The 22,548-nt window shown below is 72.0% G+C and carries 27 protein-coding genes; 15 read left to right on the forward strand and 12 right to left on the reverse strand.

All coding sequences use genetic code 11. The features are described from left to right. The first annotated feature begins 64 nt into the window (after positions 1 to 64). On the forward strand, positions 65 to 790 hold the full coding sequence (locus FM112_RS14525) for a hypothetical protein (RefSeq protein WP_087008869.1): 726 nt from the start codon (positions 65 to 67) through the stop codon (positions 788 to 790). Between the two features lie 109 nt (positions 791 to 899). Here FM112_RS14525 and FM112_RS14530 read toward each other — a convergent pair whose 3' ends face one another. After that, a complete protein-coding gene (locus FM112_RS14530) occupies positions 900 to 1,655 on the reverse strand; it encodes an IclR family transcriptional regulator (protein WP_087008871.1) in 756 nt (251 codons plus the stop codon). Beyond that, on the reverse strand, positions 1,652 to 2,470 hold the full coding sequence (locus tag FM112_RS14535) for an IclR family transcriptional regulator (protein ID WP_217874615.1): 819 nt from the start codon (positions 2,468 to 2,470) through the stop codon (positions 1,652 to 1,654). The genes FM112_RS14530 and FM112_RS14535 overlap by 4 nt, the downstream gene beginning before the upstream one ends. A gap of 138 nt (positions 2,471 to 2,608) precedes the next feature. Between FM112_RS14535 and FM112_RS14540 the strand changes: the two genes are divergently transcribed. From FM112_RS14540 to FM112_RS14550, 3 genes are all read left to right on the forward strand, one after another. Beyond that, positions 2,609 to 3,484 carry a transketolase gene (locus FM112_RS14540; protein ID WP_254910516.1) on the forward strand — a complete coding sequence of 292 codons (876 nt, stop codon included), beginning with the start codon at positions 2,609 to 2,611 and terminating at the stop codon, positions 3,482 to 3,484. Then, complete coding sequence (locus FM112_RS14545) at positions 3,481 to 4,404, forward strand: transketolase family protein (RefSeq protein WP_087008875.1); 924 nt, start codon at positions 3,481 to 3,483, stop codon at positions 4,402 to 4,404. The genes FM112_RS14540 and FM112_RS14545 overlap by 4 nt, the downstream gene beginning before the upstream one ends. Before the next feature lie 140 nt (positions 4,405 to 4,544). Further along, the gene (locus tag FM112_RS14550) at positions 4,545 to 6,020 is read left to right on the forward strand and encodes a lipase maturation factor family protein (RefSeq protein WP_087008956.1); all 1,476 of its coding nucleotides are present in this window, start codon (positions 4,545 to 4,547) and stop codon (positions 6,018 to 6,020) included. On the opposite strand, the gene pcm is transcribed toward FM112_RS14550, so the two are convergent. Together pcm and FM112_RS14560 are read right to left on the reverse strand one after the other, a co-directional pair. After that, a complete protein-coding gene (gene pcm / locus FM112_RS14555; RefSeq protein WP_087008876.1) occupies positions 5,993 to 6,580 on the reverse strand; it encodes a protein-L-isoaspartate O-methyltransferase in 588 nt (195 codons plus the stop codon). The two genes, FM112_RS14550 and pcm, sit on opposite strands and share 28 nt — an antisense overlap. 25 nt (positions 6,581 to 6,605) lie before the next feature. Continuing rightward, a complete protein-coding gene (locus FM112_RS14560; protein ID WP_087008878.1) occupies positions 6,606 to 7,292 on the reverse strand; it encodes an NAD(P)H-binding protein in 687 nt (228 codons plus the stop codon). Between the two features lie 155 nt (positions 7,293 to 7,447). Between FM112_RS14560 and FM112_RS14565 the strand changes: the two genes are divergently transcribed. From FM112_RS14565 to FM112_RS14595, 7 genes are all read left to right on the forward strand, one after another. Beyond that, positions 7,448 to 7,717 carry an acylphosphatase gene (locus FM112_RS14565; RefSeq protein ID WP_087008880.1) on the forward strand — a complete coding sequence of 90 codons (270 nt, stop codon included), beginning with the start codon at positions 7,448 to 7,450 and terminating at the stop codon, positions 7,715 to 7,717. A 285-nt stretch (positions 7,718 to 8,002) separates the two neighbouring features. Continuing rightward, entirely contained in the window at positions 8,003 to 8,626 is a 624-nt protein-coding gene (locus FM112_RS14570) for a TetR/AcrR family transcriptional regulator (protein WP_087008882.1), read from the forward strand. Then, entirely contained in the window at positions 8,623 to 10,215 is a 1,593-nt protein-coding gene (locus tag FM112_RS14575) for an MFS transporter (RefSeq protein WP_087008885.1), read from the forward strand. Before FM112_RS14570 ends, FM112_RS14575 begins: the two co-directional genes overlap by 4 nt. 196 nt (positions 10,216 to 10,411) lie before the next feature. Next, entirely contained in the window at positions 10,412 to 11,278 is an 867-nt protein-coding gene (locus FM112_RS14580; protein ID WP_087008887.1) for a transporter substrate-binding domain-containing protein, read from the forward strand. 81 nt (positions 11,279 to 11,359) lie between these two features. Continuing rightward, positions 11,360 to 12,019 (forward strand): amino acid ABC transporter permease, encoded by a 660-nt coding sequence (locus FM112_RS14585; RefSeq protein WP_087008889.1) that lies wholly within the window; start codon positions 11,360 to 11,362, stop codon positions 12,017 to 12,019. Then, positions 12,009 to 12,680 (forward strand): amino acid ABC transporter permease, encoded by a 672-nt coding sequence (locus FM112_RS14590; RefSeq protein ID WP_087008891.1) that lies wholly within the window; start codon positions 12,009 to 12,011, stop codon positions 12,678 to 12,680. The genes FM112_RS14585 and FM112_RS14590 overlap by 11 nt, the downstream gene beginning before the upstream one ends. Continuing rightward, entirely contained in the window at positions 12,677 to 13,453 is a 777-nt protein-coding gene (locus FM112_RS14595; protein WP_087008893.1) for an amino acid ABC transporter ATP-binding protein, read from the forward strand. The genes FM112_RS14590 and FM112_RS14595 overlap by 4 nt, the downstream gene beginning before the upstream one ends. Before the next feature lie 5 nt (positions 13,454 to 13,458). On the opposite strand, the gene FM112_RS14600 is transcribed toward FM112_RS14595, so the two are convergent. Beyond that, on the reverse strand, positions 13,459 to 14,334 hold the full coding sequence (locus tag FM112_RS14600; RefSeq protein WP_087008895.1) for a siderophore-interacting protein: 876 nt from the start codon (positions 14,332 to 14,334) through the stop codon (positions 13,459 to 13,461). Positions 14,335 to 14,474: 140 nt separating this feature from the next. Between FM112_RS14600 and ppk2 the strand changes: the two genes are divergently transcribed. Then, positions 14,475 to 15,311, forward strand: coding sequence for a polyphosphate kinase 2 (gene ppk2, locus FM112_RS14605; RefSeq protein WP_087008896.1), 837 nt, complete (start codon positions 14,475 to 14,477; stop codon positions 15,309 to 15,311). A gap of 28 nt (positions 15,312 to 15,339) precedes the next feature. Here the strand turns inward: ppk2 and FM112_RS14610 are convergent, their stop codons facing one another. Genes FM112_RS14610 through FM112_RS14620 form a run of 3 tightly spaced genes read right to left on the reverse strand, consistent with a single transcriptional unit; the run spans position 15,340 to position 17,638 of the window. After that, entirely contained in the window at positions 15,340 to 16,089 is a 750-nt protein-coding gene (locus FM112_RS14610) for a hypothetical protein (protein WP_087008899.1), read from the reverse strand. Continuing rightward, positions 16,086 to 16,883, reverse strand: coding sequence for an ABC transporter permease (locus FM112_RS14615; protein WP_087008901.1), 798 nt, complete (start codon positions 16,881 to 16,883; stop codon positions 16,086 to 16,088). Before FM112_RS14615 ends, FM112_RS14610 begins: the two co-directional genes overlap by 4 nt. Further along, positions 16,880 to 17,638, reverse strand: coding sequence for an ABC transporter ATP-binding protein (locus FM112_RS14620; protein ID WP_087008903.1), 759 nt, complete (start codon positions 17,636 to 17,638; stop codon positions 16,880 to 16,882). Before FM112_RS14620 ends, FM112_RS14615 begins: the two co-directional genes overlap by 4 nt. A gap of 109 nt (positions 17,639 to 17,747) precedes the next feature. On the opposite strand from FM112_RS14620, the gene FM112_RS14625 reads away from it, so the two are divergent. Together FM112_RS14625 and FM112_RS14630 are read left to right on the forward strand one after the other, a co-directional pair. Then, positions 17,748 to 18,593 (forward strand): sensor histidine kinase, encoded by an 846-nt coding sequence (locus FM112_RS14625; RefSeq protein WP_087008905.1) that lies wholly within the window; start codon positions 17,748 to 17,750, stop codon positions 18,591 to 18,593. After that, positions 18,590 to 19,288: a response regulator transcription factor gene (locus tag FM112_RS14630; RefSeq protein ID WP_254910517.1), complete on the forward strand. Its 699-nt coding sequence runs from the start codon at positions 18,590 to 18,592 to the stop codon at positions 19,286 to 19,288. The genes FM112_RS14625 and FM112_RS14630 overlap by 4 nt, the downstream gene beginning before the upstream one ends. Before the next feature lie 10 nt (positions 19,289 to 19,298). Here FM112_RS14630 and FM112_RS14635 read toward each other — a convergent pair whose 3' ends face one another. The 3 genes from FM112_RS14635 to FM112_RS14645 all read right to left on the reverse strand — a co-directional run bounded on the left by FM112_RS14635 (position 19,299) and on the right by FM112_RS14645 (position 21,071). Then, positions 19,299 to 19,877, reverse strand: coding sequence for a dihydrofolate reductase family protein (locus tag FM112_RS14635; protein WP_087008907.1), 579 nt, complete (start codon positions 19,875 to 19,877; stop codon positions 19,299 to 19,301). 58 nt (positions 19,878 to 19,935) lie between these two features. Then, positions 19,936 to 20,415, reverse strand: coding sequence for a hypothetical protein (locus tag FM112_RS14640; protein WP_087008909.1), 480 nt, complete (start codon positions 20,413 to 20,415; stop codon positions 19,936 to 19,938). A 128-nt stretch (positions 20,416 to 20,543) separates the two neighbouring features. Further along, positions 20,544 to 21,071, reverse strand: coding sequence for a hypothetical protein (locus tag FM112_RS14645; RefSeq protein ID WP_140400716.1), 528 nt, complete (start codon positions 21,069 to 21,071; stop codon positions 20,544 to 20,546). A gap of 59 nt (positions 21,072 to 21,130) precedes the next feature. Here FM112_RS14645 and FM112_RS14650 point away from each other — a divergent pair, with 59 nt between their 5' ends. Continuing rightward, complete coding sequence (locus tag FM112_RS14650; protein WP_254910518.1) at positions 21,131 to 21,526, forward strand: NUDIX domain-containing protein; 396 nt, start codon at positions 21,131 to 21,133, stop codon at positions 21,524 to 21,526. A 102-nt stretch (positions 21,527 to 21,628) separates the two neighbouring features. On the opposite strand, the gene FM112_RS14655 is transcribed toward FM112_RS14650, so the two are convergent. Continuing rightward, a complete protein-coding gene (locus tag FM112_RS14655; RefSeq protein ID WP_087008916.1) occupies positions 21,629 to 22,486 on the reverse strand; it encodes an alpha/beta fold hydrolase in 858 nt (285 codons plus the stop codon). Positions 22,487 to 22,548 lie beyond the last annotated feature (62 nt).

Here is a 22,548-nt window from a genome sequence, read left to right on the forward strand (position 1 = left end):
TCTGCTCGAAGCCGGCGGTTTCAGACCTCGACTACACCCTCGTTCGTGAAGAGCCGGTTATCGCATGACCGCGGACGGGGAGCACCATTACGAGGAGATCTGGACACCGGGACGGGCGGCGCTCATCGACAGCACCGACGGCTCCCTGCTGCTGGAGCTCCCGGAGCCCGCGGGCGGTGAGCGGCCTTGGCGTCCGACGTCGATCGCCCTCGACCGGGGCGCTCGAGGAACGGGCGATATCTGGGTCGCCGATGGGTATGGCGCGAGTCTCGTTCACCGGTTCGACGGCGAGGGCCGGCATATCGCGACCTTCGACGGTTCGGCGAGCGGGCTGCGATTCGACTGCCCCCATGGCATCATGATCCGCGATGACGGAGCGAAGGCGCGAGTACTCGTCGCAGACCGGGGGAACCATCGAATCGTCGCGCTGAACGGCGAGGGCGGACTGGTCGAGGTGTTCGGTGCGGACCATCTCGACAGCCCCTCCGCGATGGTGAACCTGAACGGGGAGCTCTTCGTCACGGAGCTGTTCGGCGGGATCGCCCGTTTCGATGGGGCCGGTCGATTCGTCTCGGTGCTGGAGCCCCGCCGTCCGCGGGACCATCGGGAACCGGGCTGGCCGAATCGTCCTCGGCCGGACGATGCCGATGCGTTGCAGGCGCCGTCGCTCGAACCGGGATGCTTCAACAGCCCGCACGGCATCGCCGCGCACGAGGGCAGCCTCTACGCCACCGAGTGGCTCATCGGCGGCCGCCTCGTCCGGGTCAGGCCCGCGTCGAGCAGGCCGTGATCCCCCGGGCGGCACAGCTGCCGCATCATCGAATACGCATCGACGATGCCGAACCATGCGGAGCCGTGAAGGCCTCTCTGGCTTCATCCGCCGGCGACGGCCGGCGGGCTCACAGCCCGGCGAGCGCGCCGAGCCGCTCCCCCACGTCCGCGACCACCTCGTGGAACTCCTCCACGCGGCCCTCGAAGTCCTCCGCGAGCCCGGAGAGCGAGAGCGATCCCCGCAGCGCGCCGGCGGCATCGATCACGGGCACGGCGAGCGCGGTGATGCCGTCGCTCACGTCGCCCTCGGAGATCGCGTAACCGCGCCCCCGCGTGGCGGCGACGTCCGCCCGCAGCTCGGCCTCGCCCGTGAGCGTGCGCGTCGTGTACGCCCGTCGCGAGGGATGCTCGGCGAGATACTCCTCGAGCCGGCCGTCGAAGGCCAGCATCACGCGCCCCGCGGCGCCCGCGTGCAGCGGCAGGCTCCGCCCCCGCTTGAACAGCAGCACGCCGATCTCGCGCCCCTGGCACCAGTCGATGCACATCGCCTCGCCGTCCCGCGGCACCGCGAGATACGCGGTCTGCGAGGTGCGCTCCATCGCCTCCGCGAGCAGCTCCCGCGCGCCGCGCCACTCCCGCATCGACTCGCGCGCCCGGTCGGCCATGCTCAGCCAGCGCAGGCTCAGCCGCGCCTTGGAGTCCCGCACCGGCTCGGTGAAGTCGATCGCGCTCAGCCCGTCGAGCAGCCGGTACACCGAGGGGCGCGGCAGGTCGAGCAGCTCCGCGATCTGCGTGGGCGAGAGCTCGCCCTCGAGCGCGAGCACGCGGATGATGTCATCGGCGTTCGCGAGCGTGCGGATCGGCTTCGGGCCCTTCGCCCTCAACGCGCCCCGCCCTTCGCGAGGGCGATCGGCTCGGCCCGCTCCGCGGCCGGCGCGTAGCCGAGCGCCGCGCTCGAGTCCCGCGCGGCGCCGAGCACCTCGAGGGCGACGTCCTGCTCCGAGGCGAGGATGCGCTCCCGCAGCCCGCTCAGCGAGATCGCGCCGGCGAGCTCGCCGCGGTGGTTGAAGATGGGCGCGCCGAAGGCCATGATGCCCGGCGTCACGTCGGCGTCCGAGACCGTGTACCCGAGCGCCCTCGCCTCCTCGATCTGCGCGCGCACGCGGTCCGCCGGCGGGGCCTTCTTGCCCGCCTTGCGCCGCTTCGCGAGCCGCTTGAGCAGCGCCTCGCGCTCCTCCTCCGGCAGGAAGGACAGGATGGCCCGCGGCGCCGCGCCCTGATAGAGCGGATAGGAGTCGCCCAGCCGCATCGCGAGGTCCTGCACGTCGCGGCCGCCGATGCGTTCGACGCAGACGGCCTTGTCGCCGCGGCGGAAGCACAGGAAGCTCGTATTGCGGGTACGGTCTCTGAGCGCCTGGAGCACGGGGAAGATGGAGCGGCGGACGTCCAGCCGGTCCTCGAGCAGCGACCCGACCTGCAGCACGTCCAGGCCGAGACGGTACCGCCCCCGCTGCGAGCCGGCGTCGACCCAGCCGAGGGCCGTGAGGGAGTTGAGCAGCCGGTAGGTCGAGCTCACCGGCTCGTGCACGGCCGCCGCGATCTCGGATGCGCTGGCCTCCCCGACCTTGCCGAGCAGGGTCATCACCGAGTCGGCCTTCTCGAGGATCGAGATCGCCCCCGCGTCGTTGTCGCTTACCACCCGGCGATTCTCTCATGAAGCGGACGGCCGGACGCGCCGATGAATCCTCTCACAATCTAGACATCGAGTCCGCGCATTGATATGTTGTAACCAAAGCTCGAACTCATCAATCGCGAGGTTTCTTCTATGAACGACCGCATGTCGACAACGGAGTTGGCTGGCATCGCCCGCCAGGCCCGTTGGCACATCATCAACACTGTCACGACGAGCAAGGCCGGTCACATCGGCGGCCCGCTCTCCGCGACCGACCTGCTGGTGAATCTCTACTTCCGCCAGCTGAACATCGACCCAGAGAACCCGCAGAGCCCTGACCGCGACCGGTTCATCCTCTCGAAGGGCCACTCGGCGATCGGCCTGTACTCGGTGCTCGCGCTGCGCGGGTTCTTCCCCGAGGAGGAGCTGTCGACCTTCGATCACGGCGACTCGCGCCTGCAGGGCCACCCCGACATGAAGATCACCCCCGGTGTCGACGTGTCGACCGGCTCGCTCGGCCAGGGCCTCTCGGTCGGCGCCGGCATCGCCCTCGCCGCCAAGAAGCAGGGCCGCGACTTCCACACCTGGGTGCTCACCGGCGACGGCGAGATGGAGGAGGGCATGATCTGGGAGACCGTGCTCTCGGCTCCCCGCTACGGCCTCGACAACCTCACCCTCATCGCCGACCTCAACGGCCTCCAGCAGTACGGCTGGAACGTCGCGGAGACCGACCGCTTCGACCGCAGCGAGCCGCTCGGCCACGTCGACCTCGAGAAGGTCTTCACCGGCTTCGGCTGGAACGCCGTGACGATCGACGGCCACGACTACGAGCAGATCGCCGAGGCCTTCGACGCCGCCGAGGCGGACCGCGGCAAGGCGGGCAAGCCCACCGTGATCCTCGCGCGCACCACGAAGGGCCACGGCATCTCGTTCACGTCCGGCACCTACAAGTGGCACAACGGCGTCGCGACCCCCGAGCAGCTCGAACTCGCTCGACAGGAACTTCAGGCAGAGATTCAGGCAGAGGAGACCGCACGATGAAGGCTCAGCGTCAGGTATGGGGCGAGACGCTCGTCGAGCTCAGCAAGACCGACTCGCGCGTGGTGATCCTCGACGGCGACCTCGCGACGTCCACCAAGGCCGACCTCATGGCCAACGAGAACCCGGATGCCTTCGTCCAGGTCGGCATCGCCGAGCAGAACATGGTCGGCATGGCCGTCGGCATGTCCACCGTCGGCTACCGCCCGTGGCTGTCGACGTTCGGCGTGTTCCTCACGAACCGCGCCCTCGACCAGATCCGCATGCTCGTGTCGCAGACCAAGGCGCCCGTGCGCCTCGCGGCCTCGTACTCGGGCCTCCTCAACGGCGCCGCGGGCAAGACCCACCAGGACATCGAGGACCTCGCCGTCATGCGCGCGATGCCCAACATGACCGTGATCGCGCCGGCCGACGAGTACGAGCTCGAGGCCGCGGTGCGCTGGGCCGCCGAGTACGACGGCCCGGTCTACCTCCGCGTGGCCCGCGACCCCGTCGCCCCGGTGTTCACCGAGAGCTACGAGTTCGAGATCGGCCAGCCGCGCCTCGTCCGCGAGGGCGGGGACGCGACCCTCATCTCGACGGGCGTCCAGACCTCCCGCACCGTGGAGGCCGCGGAGCTGCTCGCCGAGTCGGGCATCGAGGCCAAGGTCATCCACGTGCCCACGCTCAAGCCCCTCGACGAGGATGCGCTCCTGCAGCTCATCGACAGCGCCGAGCAGGTCTTCACGGTCGAGGAGCACACCAAGATCGGCGGCCTCGGCGGCCTCGTCGCGGAGCTCCTGTCGGCGGAGTCGAAGACCCGCCTCACCCGCATCGGCCTCGAGGACGGCTGGTCGGAGTCGGGTTCGAACGACTTCCTGCTCGACAAGTACGGCATCTCGCCGAAGCGCGTCGCCGAGCAGGTCCGCGAGCAGCTCGCGTAGCACCCCGAGTTCGGCTCGGAGCGGCCCGAACGGATCCGTCCGTTCGGGCCGCTCCGTGTTTCCCGGCCCCCGCGATTCGCACCCGGCGTCAGGGATGCCGCGCGAGAATCGAGGCACTCGCGTCCGCGGAGGTGCTGATCATGGACTGGACCTGGCTGTCGCTGCTCGAGGCCGACGACTACACGATCGCCCGGGAGGTGCTGCAGCGGGGCGTCGCCGCGATCTACGGACTCGCCTTCCTCTCCACGTACCACCAGTTCCCCGCCCTGCTCGGCGAGCGCGGCCTCACGCCCGCGCCGCGCTTCCTCGCGCGCACGCGCGGCAGGGATGCGCCGACCCTGTTCCGCCTCCTGCCCTACGGCGACCGGCTGCTGCGGACGATCTGCGCGGTCGGGATGGCGCTGGCCGTCGCCGTGATCGCGGGGCTGTCGCAGCTCGGCCCGCCGTGGCTGCCGCTGCTCGCGTTCCTCGCGATGTGGGGCCTGTACCTGTCGATCGTGAACGTGGGGCAGCGCTTCTACGGGTTCGGGTGGGAGACGCTGCTGCTCGAGGCCGGCTTCGTGGTCGCCCTCCTCGGCTCGCCCGAGGTCGCTCCCCCGCTGCCGATCCTGCTGTTCCTGCGCTGGCTCGTCTTCCGCCTGGAGTTCGGCGCCGGGATGATCAAGATGCGCGGCGATCCCGCGTGGCGCGACCTCACCGCGATGGACTACCACCACCAGACGCAGCCCATGCCGAACCCCCTGAGCCGCTGGGCGCACCGCAAGCCCGCGTGGTGGCATCGGGCGGAGGCGCTGGGGAGCCACGCCGTGCAGCTCGTCGTGCCGTGGCTGCTGTTCCTGCCGCAGCCGGTGGCCTCGATCGCGGCGTGCCTGATCATCCTCACCCAGCTCTACCTCGTGCTGACCGGCAACTACGCGTGGCTCAACTGGCTCACGATCCTCCTCGCCTTCTCCGCGATCAGCGACTCGTTCCTGCGCGCGCTCCTCGGCGGCCCGTGGGAGGCCGCCCTGGCCTTCCCGATCGAGCTCGGCGACCCGCGCTCGCCGGCGTGGTGGACCGTGCTCGTCGCGCTCGTCTTCCTCGTGCTCCTCGGCCTGAGCGCGGCGCCGCTCCGCAACCTGTGCTCGAAGGACCAGCGCATGAACGCGAGCTTCAACCGGCTGCACCTCGTGAACGCGTACGGCGCGTTCGGCTCGATGACGAAGCAGCGCCGCGAGCTCGTCATCGAGGGCAGCATCGATCCCGACCCGGGCGAGGACGACTGGCGGGCCTACGAGTTCCGGGGCAAGCCCGGCGATCCCCGGAGGATGCCGCGGCAGTTCGCCCCGTATCACCTCCACCTCGACTGGCTGCTCTGGTTCGCGGCGCTCGGCCGCTGGCGGGAGCCGTGGTTCAACCGCCTGCTCGAGCACCTGCTCGAGGGCGACCCGGCGATCCTGCGGCTGCTGCGCACGGACCCGTTCGAGGGGCGAGCCCCCGCGGTCATCCGCGTGCGGGTGTTCGAGTACCGCTTCGCGAGCGCCCGGGAGCGCCGCGAGACCGGGCTGTGGTGGCTTCGCGAGGAGCTCGGCACGCTGCTGCGCGCGCGTCACTCCACCAGGGGTACGAACACGTAGGCGCCGTGCCGCGTGATCCGCGCCTCGTCCCCCGAGCGCACGACGCGCAGCAGCCGCTCGCGCACCGGGATGACCATGACGCCGCCGTCGGCGAGCTGCCGCACGAGCGGCATCGGGAGCTCGCCGGCCTCGGCGGAGACGAGGATGCGGTCGAAGGGCGCCGATTCGGGCGCGCCGAGCACGCCGGGCCGCGCCTGCCGGATCTCCGTCGGCCCGCCGCCGTGCTCCCGCAGGGCAGCCCGCGAGCGCTCCACGAGCTGCGGGATGCGCTCGACCCCGATGACGCGCCCCTCGGGCCCGACGAGCTCGCCGAGGATCGCGGTCGTCCAGCCGGAGCCGGAGCCGAGGTCGAGCACGCGATGGGCGGGCCGCACGTCGAGGAGCCGCAGCATGGCGGCCACGGTGCGCGGCTGTGAGCTGGTCTGGCCGTAGCCGATGCGCAGGGGGCCGTCGTGGTCGGCGCGGGCCCGCGCGGAGCGGGGCAGGAAGCGCTCCCGCGCCGCGCGGCTCATCGCGGCCGGCACGGGGTCGGGCGCGCCGCCCGGCTCGCGCTCGCCCATCCCCCGGCCTCCGTCCCGGCGCCCTCTAGCGGATCGCCTCGGCGATCGGCGTCGAGCCGTCATAGAAGTTGACGGTCTCCCGCAGTGCGGCGCCGTTGGCGATGACGTGCGCGATGACCTCGGCGACGTTCGCGCGCGAGGTCTTCCGGTCCTCCGCGGCGATCTCCCGCTCTCGGCCCTCGCCGTGCTCGTCCGCGAGGTCGATCTCGCCGGTGGCGTCCTCGAGCGTGAGCATGCCCGGCCCGAGGATCGTGTAGTCGAGGCCCGTGGCGCGGAGCCCCTCGTCGGCGTCGTGCTTGGCCTTCGCATAGGGGTAGAACGAGTCCTCCGGGTCGAGCCGGTCGACGTCGACGGCCGCGCCGGCGTAGGAGACCAGCACGTAGCGCCGCACCCCCGCGGCCTCCGCCGCCGCCATCGACCGCGCCGCGGCCTCGTAGTCCACCGCGCGCGTGCGAGCGGCGTCGCCCCCGCCGGCGCCGGCCGAGAAGACCACGGCGTCCGCGCCGCGGAAGGCCTCGGCGAGCTGCTCCTCGGAGGCCGACTCGATGTCGAGCACCACGGGGCTGCCGCCCGCCGCCTCGATGTCCGCGGCGTGATCGGGGTTCCGGATCACGGAGTCCACCGCGTATCCGAGGGTGGTCAGCCGCGGGGCCGCGAGCAGCGCGACCTTCCCGTGGCCTCCGAGTACGACGATGCGTCCTGCGTTCGACATGCTTCCTCCTTCGGTCGACGTGGCGGCGCCGGGATCGGCCCCGTCATGCACTGCAACGGCCCGGGCCCGCCGCGATATTCCGGTGCGCGGGGCGGTTCCCAGGCGATGCGGAGCCTCACCGCTCCCGCGCAGGGGCCGTTGCTACCCTCGCGGCCATGAAGACGGTGCGAGTGAGGATCACCGGCCGCGTGCAGGGGGTCGGCTATCGATACGGCTGCCGCGAGGCCGCGCTGTCGCACGGCGTCTCGGGCTGGGTCCGCAACCGCGGGGACGGCAGCGTCGAGGCGCTGCTGGCCGGCGAGGACGATGCGGTGGACGCCCTCCTCGCCTGGTGCCGGCAGGGGCCCGCGATGGGCCGCGTGGATTCGGTGGACGCCGAGCGCGTCTCGGAGACGCGGGAGATCGACGGCTTCGAGATCCGCTGAGCCGCGACACGGCGCGGGCGCTCGGGGCAGGCCCCGGAACGCGATCGGGCCGTTCGCGCGCCCGATCGCGGCGGCGCGTCCTCTCCCGCGCCTCGGCGGATGCGCCTCCCGCACCTGGACGGAGGTCTCTCCCGCACCTCGGCGGATGCGCCTCCCGCATCTCGGCAGATGCACGCTCCGGAGCGGGCTGCCGCGACGCTTGCCCGCCCTCGTCCATTCATGTACTTTTGTACGCGTACAAAAGTACACCTGGTTGAATAGACACCTCACCGGAAAGGACGGGCCATGGCACAGGCCGCCGAAGACCCCCCTGCGAAGCGCCGCCGCGATCCCGAGGCGCGAACCGAGGAGATCCTCCGGGCCGCCGCCGCGATCATCGCCGAGCGCGGCACCGCCGCCCTCACGCATCGCGCCGTCGCCGCGCGCGCCGGCGTCGCCCTCGGCACCACCACCAAGTACTTCGAATCGATCGAGCACCTGCGCGAACAGGCGCTGCAGCGCATCGCCGACGATATCGACCGGGACCTCGCCGAGCTCGGGCCCGCACTGCTGCCGCTCGACACCGCGCCCGAACGCGCGGCCGAGCTCATCCACGCCTTCCTCGTCGACGAGGGCATGGTGCGCTCCGAGATCGCGCTCATCAACGCCGGCGCCAACGATCCCGCCCTCCGTCCGCTGGCCGGCCGCTGGACCGATCGCCTCACGGAGATCGTCGCGGCGCACGTGGACCGCGAGCGCGCGCTCGCGGCCACCGCGTACCTCGACGGCGTGACCGTGCACGCGGCCCTCCACGACCGGCCGCTCGACCCCGAGGTCATCGCACGCGCCCTCCGCTCCCTGCTCGGGCTCCCGCCCCTGCGCCCCGCCGACCCGAATCCGGAATCACGACCCCAGAAAGCCGAACGATGACCGACACCACGCACACGCCTCGCACCGGATCGACCCCGGCCGCCGCCGGGGACCCCGCGCGCGTCGCGCCGGGATCGCGGATCTCGCCCGCGCGGGCCTGGGCCGCCATGGCCGTGCTGAGCGCGAGCCTGCTCGTCCTGATGATGGACATGACGATCCTGAACATCGCCCTCCCCGAGATGGCGGCCGAGCTCCACCCCACCTCGGACCAGCAGCTCTGGATCATCGACGTCTACTCGCTCGTCCTCGCCGGTCTGCTCGTCTCCTGGGCGGCGATCGGCGACCGCTGGGGCCGCAAGCGGATGCTCATGCTCGGCTACACGATCTTCGCCGTCTCCTCGATCCTCGTGCTCTGGGCCGACTCCGCGGAGATGGTCATCGCCATCCGCGCGTTCCTCGGCGTGGGCGGCGCGATGATCATGCCGACGACGCTCTCGCTCATCCGCGTGGTCTTCACCGACGCGAAGAAGCGCGCCCTCGCGCTGAGCATCTGGGCGGCGGTGTCCGGCATCGGCACCGCGATCGGGCCGCTCGTCGGCGGCTTCCTGCTCGAACACTTCTCGTGGCACGCCGCGTTCCTCATCAACGTGCCGCTCATGGTCATCGCCGTGGTCGCGGGCATCATCATCCTGCCCGAATCGCGGGTGCCGAACCCCGGGCGGTGGGATGCGCTCTCGGCCGTGCTCTCGCTCGTCGGCATGACGCTGCTCGTGTGGTCGATCAAGCAGTTCGGCAAGCAGGCGAGCTTCGCGAGCCTCGAGGGGTGGATCGCGCTCGCCGCGGCGATCGCGGTGCTGAGCTGGTTCGCCGTCCGCTGCGTGCGCAGCGATCACCCGCTGCTCGAGCTGCGGCTGTTCCGCAATCGCCCCTTCTCGGCCGGCATCCTCGCCGCGCTCGGCTCGACCTTCTCGATGGTGGCCGCGATGCTGCTGTTCGCGCAGTGGCTCCAGCTCGTGAACGGCGCCACGCCCATGGAGGCCGGCATCCAGCTCATCCCGGTCGCGATCGCGGGCTCGATCTGCTCGCTCGCGGCGCCCTCCCTCGCCCGCTTCTTCGGCGCCCGGTCGGTGATCGCCGGCGGCCTCGTCGTCTCGGCCGTCGGGATGTTCATGATCGGGCTGGTCCCGGGCGAGCTCACGCTCACGACGGTGCTGATCGCCCTCGCCTTCGTGGGCGCGGGCACCGGATCGCTCGCGATCGGCTCGGCCATGATCATGCTGGGCTCCCCCGAGGAGAAGGCGGGCAACGCCGGCGCGCTCGAGGAGACCTCCTACGAGCTCGGCGCCGTGCTCGGCGTCGCGATCCTCGGCAGCATCTCGGCGCTCATGTACCGGGCGGAGCTGGCTGGCGCCGCGGCGTTCCGCGATGCGGATGCGGGCGTGGCCGAGCAGGCGCGGGAGTCGCTCGGCGCGGCGGTCTCCGTGGCGCAGGAGCACGAGCTGCCGCAGCTCGCGCACGCCGCGGGCGAGGCCTTCACGCACTCGCTGCAGGCCACCGGCCTCGCGGGCGGCGTGCTGCTCGTCGCCGTGGGCGCGCTCGTCTTCCTCATCACGCCGAAGGGCACCGACATCGCGGGCGCCTCGCACTAGGGGCGCCGGGAGTCACAAAACTTCACACGATTATCGGCGGATCCCAAGGTCTGCTTGACTATGGGCGGCTGCGCTCGGACCCAATCACCGCATTCACGCGGACGGGCATCCGGGCGCCGCCGATTCCCAGCCACGGCGGCCGTCGGAGTTCGCCTCCGCACGTCGCGGCCCCATGCAGCACGAAGGAGAACCGACCATGCCCATCCGACCCCGCAAGCTCATCGCGGCGCTCGCCCTCGCTCTCCCCGCGGTCCTGACGATGGCGGGCTGCTCGGACTCCGGCGACGCGAACGGCGCCGGCCCCGGGGGCGGCGACGCGCGTCCCGTCTCGGAGATCCAGGAATCCGGCAGCATCCGCATCGGCGTCTTCAGCGACAAGGCGCCCTTCGGCTCCGTCGACGCGAACGGCGACTACGTGGGCTACGACATCGAGTACGGCGAGCAGATCGCCGAGGACCTCGGCGTCGAGGTCGAGTGGGTTCCCGTCGAGGCGGCCTCGCGCGTCGAGTTCCTCGAGACCGGCAAGGTCGACATCATCCTCGCGAACTTCACCGTCACCGATGAGCGCGCCGCGAAGGTCGACTTCGCGAACCCGTACATGCAGGTCTCGCTCGGCGCGGTGAGCCCCGAGTCGGCGCCCGTGACCGAGGAGGGCCTCGCCGACGCGAAGATCCTCATCGTCAAGGGCACCACCGCCGACACGTACCTCGCCGAGCACTACCCCGACGCGGACGTGCAGAAGTTCGAGCAGTACAACGAGGTCACGAGCGCCCTCGCCGACGGGCGCGGCGACGTGTGGGTCACCGACAACACCGAGGCGCTCGCGTTCTCGGAGAGCACCGACGGCTACACGACCTCGATCCCGAGCTTCGGGGACCCCGAGACCATCGCCGCCGCCGTGCAGAAGGGCAACACCGACCTGCTCGAGTGGCTGAACGAGGAACTCGTCGAGCTCGGCGAGGTCGACTTCTTCCACACCGCCTACGAGCACACCCTCGCGCCGGTCTACGGCGACGCGATCTCGCCGGACGAGATCGTGATCGAGGGCGGGCAGGTCGACTAGGCCTCAGGCTCCGCCCGGCGTTCGCCCCGAGCGCCGCCTACCGACGGGACCCGGCCTCGGCCGGGTCCCGAAAGGGTCGCCATGGACATCGGTTTTCTGCGGGAGTCCATCCCGCTCTACGTCGACGCCGCGATACTCACGCTGCGGGTCGGCGTCTTCGGCATTCTCGTCTCGCTGCTGGTGGGCGTGCTCTGCGCCTCCGCGCAGTACCTCCGCGTCCCCGTGCTGCGGCAGATCGTCGGCGTGTACATCGAGCTCTCCCGGAACACGCCGCTCATCGTGCAGCTGTTCTTCCTCTACTTCGGGCTGCCTCGGCTCGGCATCGTCATGAGCTCCGAGACCTGCGCCATCATCGGCCTCGCCTTCCTCGGCGGCTCCTACATGGCCGAGGCGTTCCGTGCGGGGCTCAACTCCATCGAGCCCATCCAGTTCAGCTCGGCCCTGGCGATCGGCATGAGCCGCGGCCAGGCGATGCGCGCCGTGCTGCTGCCCCAGGCGCTCGCCGGCGCGATGCCCGCCCTCACGGCGAACACGATCTTCCTCGTCAAGGAGATCTCGGTGGTCAGCGTGGTCGCGCTCCCCGACCTCGTCTACGTGGCCAAGGAGCAGATCGGCAATACCTACAACACGACCGAGGCGCTCGCCCTGCTCGTCAGCGCGTACCTCGTCATCCTGCTGCCGATCTCCCTCGGCGCCCGGCTGCTCGAGAAGAAGGTGAGGTTCGCGCAGTATGGATCTTGAACTCCTCTTCCAGGGCAACAACCTGCTGCGGCTGCTGGGCGGCCTATGGGTCTCGGTGCGGATCGCGCTCATCTCGATGGGCTGCTCGATCGTGCTCGGCACGCTCTTCGGCCTGCTCATGCGCTCCCGTTCGCGCATCGTCCGACTGCTCTGCCAGCTCTACCTCGAGTTCATCCGCATCATGCCTCCGCTCGTGCTGCTGTTCCTCGTCTTCTTCGAGACGACGAGGGCGTGGAACCTCAACCTCTCGGGCGAGCTCGCCGCCGTCATCGTGTTCACGCTGTGGGGCACGGCCGAGATGGGCGACCTCGTCCGCGGCGCCGTCGGCGCCATCCCCCTGCACCAGTACGACTCGGCCCGGGCCATCGGCATGACCGGCGCGCAGCTGCAGCGGCACGTGATCCTGCCCCAGACCCTCCGCCGGCTCGTACCCCTCACCGTCAACCTCACCACCCGCATGATCAAGACCACCTCGCTCGTGGCGCTCATCGGCGTGGTCGAGGTGATCAAGGTGGCGCAGCAGATCATCGACGCCAACCGGTTCGACTACCCGAACGCGGCGCTGTGGCTCTACGGCGCCGTCTTCCTCCTGTACTTCGTCGTCTGCTACGCGATCTCCCTCTTCTCCCGATACCTCGAACGGAAATGGGCCATGCAATGACCGACCCCATCCTGCGACTCACGGACGTCGTCAAGTCCTACGACGGCAAGACCCGGGCGCTCGACGAGATCTCGCTGAGCGTGAACCGCTCCGAGGTCATCTCCATCATCGGCCCCTCGGGATGCGGCAAGTCCACGCTGCTGCGCACCGTCAACGGCCTCGAACCCATCCAGGGCGGCTCCATCCGCTTCCACGACAGGGCGGTCGCTGCGCCGGGGACGAAGGATGCCGCGGGCACGAAGTGGCAGCAGGTGCGGCAGCAGATCGGCATGGTCTTCCAGAGCTACGAGCTGTTCCCCCACCTCGACGTCATCGACAACCTGCTGCTCGGCCCGAAGGTCGTGCAGAAGGCGGACCTCTCGGAGGCGCGCGAGCGCGGCCTCGCGCTCCTGCGCCGCGTCGGCCTGGAGGACCGGGCGGACGCGTTCCCGCGCCAGCTCTCGGGCGGGCAGAAGCAGCGCGTCGCGATCGTCCGCGCACTCATGATGCAGCCCGAGATCATGCTGCTCGACGAGATCACCGCCTCGCTCGACCCGGAGATGGTGCGCGAGGTGCTCGATGTCGTGCTCGAACTCGCGCGGGACGGCATGACGATGCTCATCGTGACCCACGAGATGGCCTTCGCCCGGGCGATCTCCGACCGCGTCGTGTTCATGGACGCGGGCAGGATCGTCGAGACGGGGCCCGCCGAGCCCTTCTTCGAGCATCCCCGCACCGAGCGCGCCCGACGATTCCTGAACACGTTCGAGTTCGAGGCGCCCGAGAAGGACTAGCGGGGCTACTCGTCCTCGTCGGCGAGCTCGTCGCTGTGGTGGTCGAGGTTGGCGGTGCCCCGCTTCCAGTAGCCGTCCACGTCGACCTGCTTCTTCTCGAGGCCGAGCTCGCGGCGCAGGTATCGGCGGATGGGCTTCATCGCGCCGGCCTCGCCCGCGGCGATGGCGTAGAGGTTGCGGTCGTCGGGGATCTCGACCCCTCGGACGGCCGTCTCGAGCGCGCTGAGATGCCCCTCGCCCACGGGCGCCTCCGACCGGGGCACCCAGCGGATCTCGAGGTCCGCGCGGCTCTCGATCGGCTGCCGCTCGGCGGGGTCCGCGACCTCGATGAGGGCGATGACGCGGGCCTCCGCCGGCGCCTCCTCGACGGCCCGGGCGACCGCGGGCAGGGCCGTCTCGTCCCCGGCGACGAGGTAGAAGGGGTAGTCCTCGGGGGCGAGCACGTTGCCGCGGGGGCCGAGCACGCCGATCTCGTGCCCCGGCTGCGCATCCCGGGCCCACACCCCGGCGACGCCGTGCTCGTGCACGACGAAGTCGATCGTGAGCTCGGAGCGCTCCGCGTCCCAGGCCCGCACCGTGTAGTCGCGGAAGATCGGCTCGCCGGCGCCCTCGGGGTACTCCCATCCCTTCGCGGTGATGAATGGGAACACGAGCTCGCCGGTCTCGGGGTTCGGGAAGAACAGCTTGACGTGATCGGTGGGCGCGAAGCGGACCCAGTGGAAGCCGGCCTCGAAATCCGGGCCGCCGAGCACGATGCGGCGGTAGCGCGGAGTGATCTCCTCGACGCGCAGCACTCGCGCGAGGCGGCGGCCGACCGGGTCGATGAAGTTGATCTGGTTCTCGCCGGTGCGATTCGGTCCGGTGAAGGCGGGCAGCGCCATGCGGTGTCTCCCTGTTCTCGCCGCCGTGTCCGACTCGCGGCAGCATTGGTTAGGCGAACCTAAGCCTAGCCGGGATGCCCGGAGCCCTCGACCTCGCGGCGACACGGGGAGCCGGAGGGACGGCCCCGTAGGATCGATGCATGTCGAAGTACGATCACGTGTCCCGTGGCCCCAAGCCGAAGAAGCTCGACAAGAAGGCCTACGAGCGCGAGCTGAAACGCCTGCAGGCCGAGCTGGTCGAGATGCAGCAGTGGGTGATCGAGAACGGCGAGCGCGTGTGCATCATCTTCGAGGGGCGCGACGCGGCCGGCAAGGGATCGGCGATCAAGCGCATCACCCAGTACCTCAACCCCCGCCACGCGCGCGTCGTCGCGCTGCCCACCCCCACCGACCGCGAGAAGTCGCAGTGGTACTTCCAGCGCTACGCGCAGCACCTGCCCGCGGCCGGCGAGATCGTGCTCTTCGACCGCTCCTGGTACAACCGGGCCGGCGTCGAGCGGGTCATGGGGTTCTGCACCGAGCAGGAGTACCACCGGTTCCTGCGGCAGGCGCCGCAGTTCGAGCGCATGCTCATCGACGACGGCGTGCAGCTCATCAAGTACTGGTTCTCGGTGTCGGACGAGGAGCAGGAGCTCCGGTTCCGCTCGCGCGCCGACGACCCGATGCGCCGGTGGAAGCTCTCCCCCATGGACGTCGAGTCGATTCAGCGCTGGGAGGAGTACTCGCGGGCGAAGGACGCCATGTTCGCGGCCACCGACCTCCCGGGCGCCCGCTGGGTCACCGTGGAGAGCGAGGACAAGAAGCGGTCACGCATCAACGTGATCAACGACATCCTGCGCCGCGTGCCGTGGGAGCACGTCGAGCCGCGGCGGATCGAGATCCCGCCGCGGCCCGCCGCGAAAGACGACGCCTACATCCGTCCCGATCGCTCCCGGTACGAGTACGCGGAAGACGTGGCCGCCCGGCTCGAGTCGTAGCCCCGCCCGTGGCGGCGGTCGCGGCCGCTCACGCGTCGCTCCGCGCGAATCGGAGCGCCCCGGCCGCCCCGACGGCGACGACCCACGCCAGCAGCACGAGCGCTCCGCCGAGGGGCGTGAGCACGGGGTCCCCGCCCGCCGCGAAGAGCTGCGAGCCCGCCGCGTCCGGCAGCCACCGCGCGTGCTCCGTCTGGGCCCGCAGCAGCGGCGAGAGGATGAGCACCGCGGTCAGCATGCCCGCGAGCGCGGGCATCAGCCGGCGCACGAGCAGCGCGAAGCCGAACGCCAGCGCGCCGATCAGCACGAGGTACGCGATGCCGCCGAGCATGCGCGCCCAGTCCGCCTCGGCCAGCGAATCGAACCCGTCCGCGAGGAGCACCGCGGCGGCGCCCGCGGCGGTGGCCAGTACCGCGACCGCGGCGAGCACCGCCGTGCTCGCGAGCGCCAGGGCGCCCTTGGCCGCGAGGAGCGCGCCCCGCCGCGGCACGGCCCGGAGCGAGGCCGAGATCTGCCGGCCCGAGTACTCCGAGGCGACCGCGTAGACGGCGAGCAGGATCGTGCCGATCTGCAGGAACGGCATGGCGGAGGCGAGCACGGATTCGAGGGCCGCGCCGTCTCGGGCCGAGGCCGCGAAGGCCGCGCCCAGCGCGGCTCCCGCGAGCGGCGTGGCGATGACCGTGGCGAGGGCCGCGGGCAGCGTCCGGAGCTTGATCCGCTCGGCGCGCAGCGCCGGCCCGAGCCGGAGCGAGGCGGTCGGGCGGGTGCCGGCGCCGCTCATGCGTCCCGCCTCCGGAACACGACGGCGGCCACGACGAGCAGTCCGAGGGTCCACGCCGCCATGACGAGGCCGCCCGATACGGGATCGAGGGCGTCCGAGGCCATGCTCCAGCTCGCCCCGCTCGAGAACATCGAGATGCCCGCGAGGTCGGGCAGGTAGTAGGCGAGGTCGGTGAGGTTCGCGAGCAGGATGGACACCGACACGAGGCTGCTGTTCGCGATGAGCACGATCATCGGGATCGTGCCGCTGCGGACGAGCGCCGTGATGGCGAGCGCGATGAGCGCCATCAGCACCCAGTACAGGCCGGCGCCGACGCCGCGCGCGACCATGGCCTCCGGCTCCTCGGCGGGCGCGCGGTCGCCGATGATGCCCTGCGCGATGAGCAGGCTCGCGCCGACCGACACGAGCGCGGTGGCGGCCACGACGAGCACGACGCCGACGGCCTTGCCGATGAGCAGCCGGATGCGGTGCGGCATGGCGGTGAGGGTCGCGGTGATCTGCCTGCTGCCCGCGATGTCCGGATTGGTGGTGGCGTATTCGCTGCTCACCGCGAGCACGCCGATGACGACGGCGCCGACCGTGCCGAGCGGCACGGCCGAAAGCCCCGCCTCGAGCGGGGAGGTGTAGCCGACGGTGTCGAGCTGCCCGGAGTCGAGCGCATCGCGCACGCCCGTCGCGTTGAGCACCGCGAGCAGCACTGGCCCGGCGATCGCGACGGCCGCGCCGATCAGCACGCCCGGCAGCGTGAGGAGCTTGACGAATTCGGCGCGGACGGCGCGGAGCTGGGCCCTCATCGCCGACCTCCCCCGGTCTCGGCGGGGAACCCGCCGTCCGGCCCGCCGGACCGCGCGCCGCCCTCCCCCGTGAGCGCGAAGAACGCGTCCTCGAGCGAGCGATGCCCCGAGGTCACCGACTCGAGCGTCCCCGCGGCCACGACGCGGCCGTGGTCGATCACGACGAGGTCGTCCGCGATCGCCGCCACCTCCCCCATGAGGTGGCTCGAGAGCAGCACCGCGCCGCCGCGCTCCGCATGGGCGCGCAGCAGGCCGCGCATCCAGCGGATGCCCTCGGGGTCGAGCCCGTTGACCGGTTCGTCGAGCACGAGCGCCCGCGGCTCGCCCAGCAGCGCCGCGGCCAGTCCGAGCCGCTGCGCCATGCCGAGCGAGAACGTGCCGACCCGCGACCGGGCCGCGCGGGCGAGCCCCACCTGGTCGAGCACCTCGTCGACCCGGCGCAGCGGGATCCCGCCCGCCCGCGCGATCCACCGCAGGTGGTTCCTCGCCGTGCGGGTGCGGTGCGCCTCGGCGCCGTCGAGCATCGACCCGACCTCGCGGAGGGGGTCGCGGAGCGAGGCGTAGGGCCTGCCGTCGATGCGCGCCGAGCCGGAGTCGGGGCGGTCGAGCCCGAGCAGGATGCGCAGGGTCGAGGACTTCCCCGCGCCGTTGCGGCCGAGGAAGCCGGTGATGCGGCCCTCGGCGGCGGAGAAGCTCACCTCGGAGAGCACGGTGCGGGGCCCGTGCCGTTTGCTGATGGCGTTGATTTCGATCATGCGGACAGTCCACCCTCGACGGCCGCCGGGCGGATCGGGCCCCGGTCCGGTCCCGGTTCTCGGACCCTGGTCCGATCCCGCTCGCCGCCCGGCTCCCTACACTGGCCGGATGCACCCGGATCGGCCGATGTGGCGCTCGCGCGCGTGGACCCTCGCCATCGCGCTGCTCGTGCTGCTCGCCATCGCGCTGTCGATGCTCGGCTTCGCGACGATCGACGACGCCCGGTTCACGGCGTGGGCCGCCCTGACCGTCGGCGTGCTCGTGGTCGTGTGGGCCGTGTGGCGCACGCGCCGCGACCGGCGCCGGTACGAGGCGGAGCTCGCGGCCTGGGCGGCGGAGCGCGCCGCCCAGGCGGAGCGACTGCGGATCGCCCGAGAGCTCCACGACCTCGCCTCCCACGGCCTCGGCGCGATCACGCTGCGGGCCTCGACCGCGCGGGCGGCCGCTTCCGAGGAGGAGCGGCGGGGCGCCCTCGGGGACATCGAGGCGACGAGCCGTGCGGCGACCACCGAGCTGCGGCGGATGCTCGCGCTGCTGCGCAGCCCCAGCCCCGCGCCGCTCGCGCCGGCCGAGTCGCTCGACGACCTCCCGGGGATCGTCGCGGAGGCGCGCGCGGCGGGGCTCGACGTGCGGCTGGAGCAGGGCGACCTCGGCGAGGTCACGCCGGGGGCGCAGCTCACCGTCTGCGCGATCCTCAGGGAGGGGCTGCGCAACATCGCGCGGCACGCCGGCCCCGCCGAGGCGGTCGTCGAGCTGCGGCGCACCGGCGAGGGGCTGCTCCTGCGGCTCGAGGACTCGGGGCCGGTGGACGAGTGGTCGGCGCAGCCGGGCTCCGGGCTCGGGCTGCAGGGGCTCCGCGAGCGCACGGACGCGCTCGGCGGCGCCCTCGAGGCGGGGCCGGCGGGCCGCGGCTGGCGGCTGGTCGCGCGCATCCCGGACGGGGCTGCCTCGTGACCGGCGAGGCGATGGCGGGCGCACCGGGAGCCGCCGACGGCATCCGCGTGCTGATCGTCGATGATCAGCCGCTGCTGCGGCACAGCCTCCGGGTGCTCGTGGAGGGCGCCGAGGGCATGGTCGTCGCCGCCCAGGCCGCCACCGGCCGCGAGGCGGTCCGCGCCGCGCGCGAGGCGCTCCCGGACGTCGTGCTCATGGACATCCGCATGCCGGACGGCGACGGTATCGCCGCCACCGCGGAGATCGCGGCGGATCCCGCGCTGGCCGGCTGCCGGGTGCTGGTGCTCACGATGTTCGAGCTCGACGAGTACGTGTACGGCGCGCTGCGGGCTGGCGCCTCGGGCTTCCTGCTCAAGGATGCGTCGCCCGCGCAGTTCGTCGACGCGATCCGCCGCACGGCGGCGGGCGAGTCGCTCTTCGCCCCGAGCGTGCTGGCCAGGCTGGTCGGGCACTACGTCGAGTCGCCGCCGGCGGCCTCCCCGCGCGCCGTGCCGGATGCGCTCACGCCGCGCGAATCGGAGGTGCTCGCGCTCATCGGCGCCGGGCTCTCGAATCAGGAGCTCGCGTCGGCGCTGACGATCTCGATCAAGACGGTCAAGACGCACGTGGGCAGTCTGCTCGCCAAGCTGCATGCGCGCGACCGCGCCCAGCTCGTGATCGCCGCCTACCGGTACGGGCTGGTCGGCCGCGGGTAGCGGGCCGCGCTCAGCCGCGATCGCGGCGCCGGTGCTTCGGCCGGTATGTCCGGCCGAAGCTGCGCCGGTTCGCCTCGTCGATCCCGACGAGCTCCCAGTCGACCCTGCGCCCACCGGGGACGTCGAAGATCCTGGTGCCGTCGCCGAGGAACACGGGCGCGACGAAGACCTGGAGCTCGTCGACGAGGTCGTGCTCGAGCGCCTGCCGTGCGATATCGGCGCTGATGATCTGGATGTCGCCCTCGCCGGCGAGGGATCGGGCGTACTCGATCGCCGCTTCCACGGAGCAGTCCATGGCGATCACCGCCGGGTCCTCCGCCAGCTCCTCGGGCCGGTGGGTGAGGACGATCTCGGTGCCGGACCACGCGCCGCCGTAGGCCTCGGCGGTCGTCTCGTCGCGGATGTCCGCCTGCGCGCGGGCCGCGTCGTATCCCCGTCGCCCGGAGATGATGACGGCCACCTTCGCCGCCATCGCCTCGGTCGTGCCCTCCGCGTTCGGCTCGGCCGCCGAGAGCCAGGACATGTCGTGCCCCGGCCCGGCGATGAAGCCGTCGATCGAGCAGGTGAATCCCCACGCCACGTTTCCCATCGCTCCTCCTCGAGCTGCTGCGGCCGTCCGGGCCGCGGCATCCGGCCCTCGGCTCAATCTACCTCGTCGCCGTCAGCCAGTGCTGATGCGCCTGGACGAGCGCCTGGAACTCCTCCTCGTGGTTCGAGGCGCCCAGCAGCGCGACGGGCGAGGTGGGCGATGCCCAGATCGCGCGGATCTCCACGACGGCGCCGTCGCGAAGCTGGGCGAGGGCCACGAGCCGAGGATTCGCTCCGGGCGGCGGCGCCCAGATGCGGTGCAGCTGGTCCCAGCGCAGCGAGTGCTCGCGACCGGCGAAGCCGCACCACGTGATTCCTCGCTCGTCGATCTCGAGCCGCGCCCGGCGGGCCATCCGGAGCAGGAAGAGTCCCGCTCCGATGCCCATCGCGCCGGGCAGCAGCAGGATGAGGAACCCGGGCGTCTCCAGCGCGATGGAGAGCACGACCGCGGTGGTCGCGGCGCCGAAGCCGATCAGCATGACGAGCGGCCCCACGAAGAAGTTCGCCTTGGCTCCTGCGCTGCGGATGATCCGGTGCATCGATGTCTTTCCGGTCGAGGGGGGGGGAAGGCCTCATCCTCGCACGCGGCTCGCGGGGCGGGCCGCATCTTTCCTCCGAACGGGCGTCGGGCGGGGCCGGCGCGCCGCCCGTTCACTGCCCGAGCGGCTCAGCGCCCGAGCGGCTCAGCGCCCGCGTCGTCCCGGCCCAGCGCCGCGGCGAGCCGCTCGGCGGCGGCTCGATCCGCCGTCACGAACTCGACGCGCCGCCCGCGCCGATCGAGGAATCGCACGGCTGCGCGGCCGCCCATGTTCAGCCGCACCCCGCCCGGTACGGATACGACCGGCCAGTTGAGGAGGCCGTGGTTGAGGCCGTCGTCCGCGACGACCTGGATCGAGCGGATCGCGTCGAGCGGGATGCGGCGGCGCCACAGCGGCCCGCTCAGCCGCACCTCGTCGCCGGCGACCTCGCATCGGTTCGAGGCCAGGCACGCCCACCAGAGCGCGAACAGCAGCGATGCCGCGGCCCCGGCGAAGAACCAGGGCAGCCGCGCTCCGAGCGCGATGCCGGTGCAGACCGCGGCGAGGATCGCGAGCGGGACGACGGCGCCCCACCGGGCGATGCCCCTCGGCCGCGCCACCGCCCGGGCTCGTGCGACGGCCGCCGTTCCCCGGCCATCGCGGATTGATGCGGTCATGCGCTCCACGCTACCGTTTCGTGTCGGACCGGCGCGGCGCCGATCCGGGAAGGGCCGATGTGACGGATCGAATCGTCGTCAGCGCGGTGGTGTTCCGCGATGAGGCCGGGCGCGTGCTCACCGTGCGCAAGCGCGGCACGCGCCTGCTCATGTTCCCGGGCGGCAAGCCCGAGCCGAGCGAGACCGCGGAGCAGGCGGCGGTCCGGGAGGTCCGGGAGGAGATCGGCGTGGCGATCGAGGCGGGGGATCTGCAGCCGCTGGGCCGGTTCGACGCCCCGGCCGCGAACGAGCCGGGGCGGACGGTGCGGGCGGTCGTGTTCGCGCATCCCTTCGCCGAGGCGACGGAGCCCCGCGCCGAGATCGAGCAGCTGGAGTGGGTGGACCCGGCCGCCGCCGACGACCGCATCGCGCCCCTGCTCCGCGACGCGGTGTTCCCCGCCCTCCTCGGCGGCTGACCGCCGCGACCCGGCTTCGGGCGGCCGCATTGCCAGGTCACTGCCCGTCTCTGCATCCGTCGGGCCGTCACGACGCGAGGGGCAGGCTGCAGACCGGGAGGTTCAATGCAGGAGATACGCGCGCAGCGCTGCGACCCATTCCTCGAACGCATCGAGATGCGCATCATGGGTGCCGCCGCGGAGCACCGCGCACTCGGTCTGCGGCCGTCGCCGCCGGAGCTCGTCCCGCTGTTCGGATGAGAACATGCCGTGCTCGGCGAAGACGGCGAGCACCGGCACCTCCAGGCCCTGCCATTCGTCCCAGCGCGGCACGTGCACGGCCCGGATCGTCCGCTCCATGATGTCCGGATCGAACCGCGGGCGTACTCCCTCGGCGGTGGTCTCGAGATCGGCGATCCACGCGTCGGCGAGCCTGCTCTCGCCCAGGAATGCGCGGGCCGCCGCCGTGTCGGCGAAGGGCGCCGGCCAGGTCGAGAAGAAGGCGCCGAGCTCGGCGGCGGCCGAGGCGGGCTCTCCGCCCGCCGCGTGGCCCTCCAGCAGCACGAGACGATCGACGAGATCGGGACGGGCGGCCGCCGCGAGGAAAGCGGTGTGCGCGCCCATGGATTGGCCGACGAGCACGACGGGCCGGTCCTGCGACACCGTCTCGATGACGTCGACGAGGTCATCGACGAAGGCCTCCCTCGAGAGGTCCTCAGGGCGGCGCGTGCTGCGTCCGTGTCCGCGCTGGTCGATCAGCACGACTCGAAACGAGTCCCGAAGCGCCCGGCCCGTCGGGAGCAGTTCGCGGGCGCTGCCGGCGAGCCCGTGCAGCAGGATGAGCGTCCGGCCTGCTCCGCCGAGGTCCGTCACGGCGATCCGGACGTCGCCTCGCTCGACGAAGACGTCCTGTTCGCCCGCCTGGCCCGGCGCGCCGGCACTCCCCCGTCCTCGGCCAGCAGCGCTCCGCTTCGCAGTCATCACGGCGGAGTCTAACCGAGCGTCAGCAGAGCCGCCGAGGCCCTGACGAACATTCGGCTGCT

It is taken from the genome of Gulosibacter sp. 10, assembly GCF_900163695.1.
Classification (GTDB): domain Bacteria; phylum Actinomycetota; class Actinomycetes; order Actinomycetales; family Microbacteriaceae; genus Gulosibacter.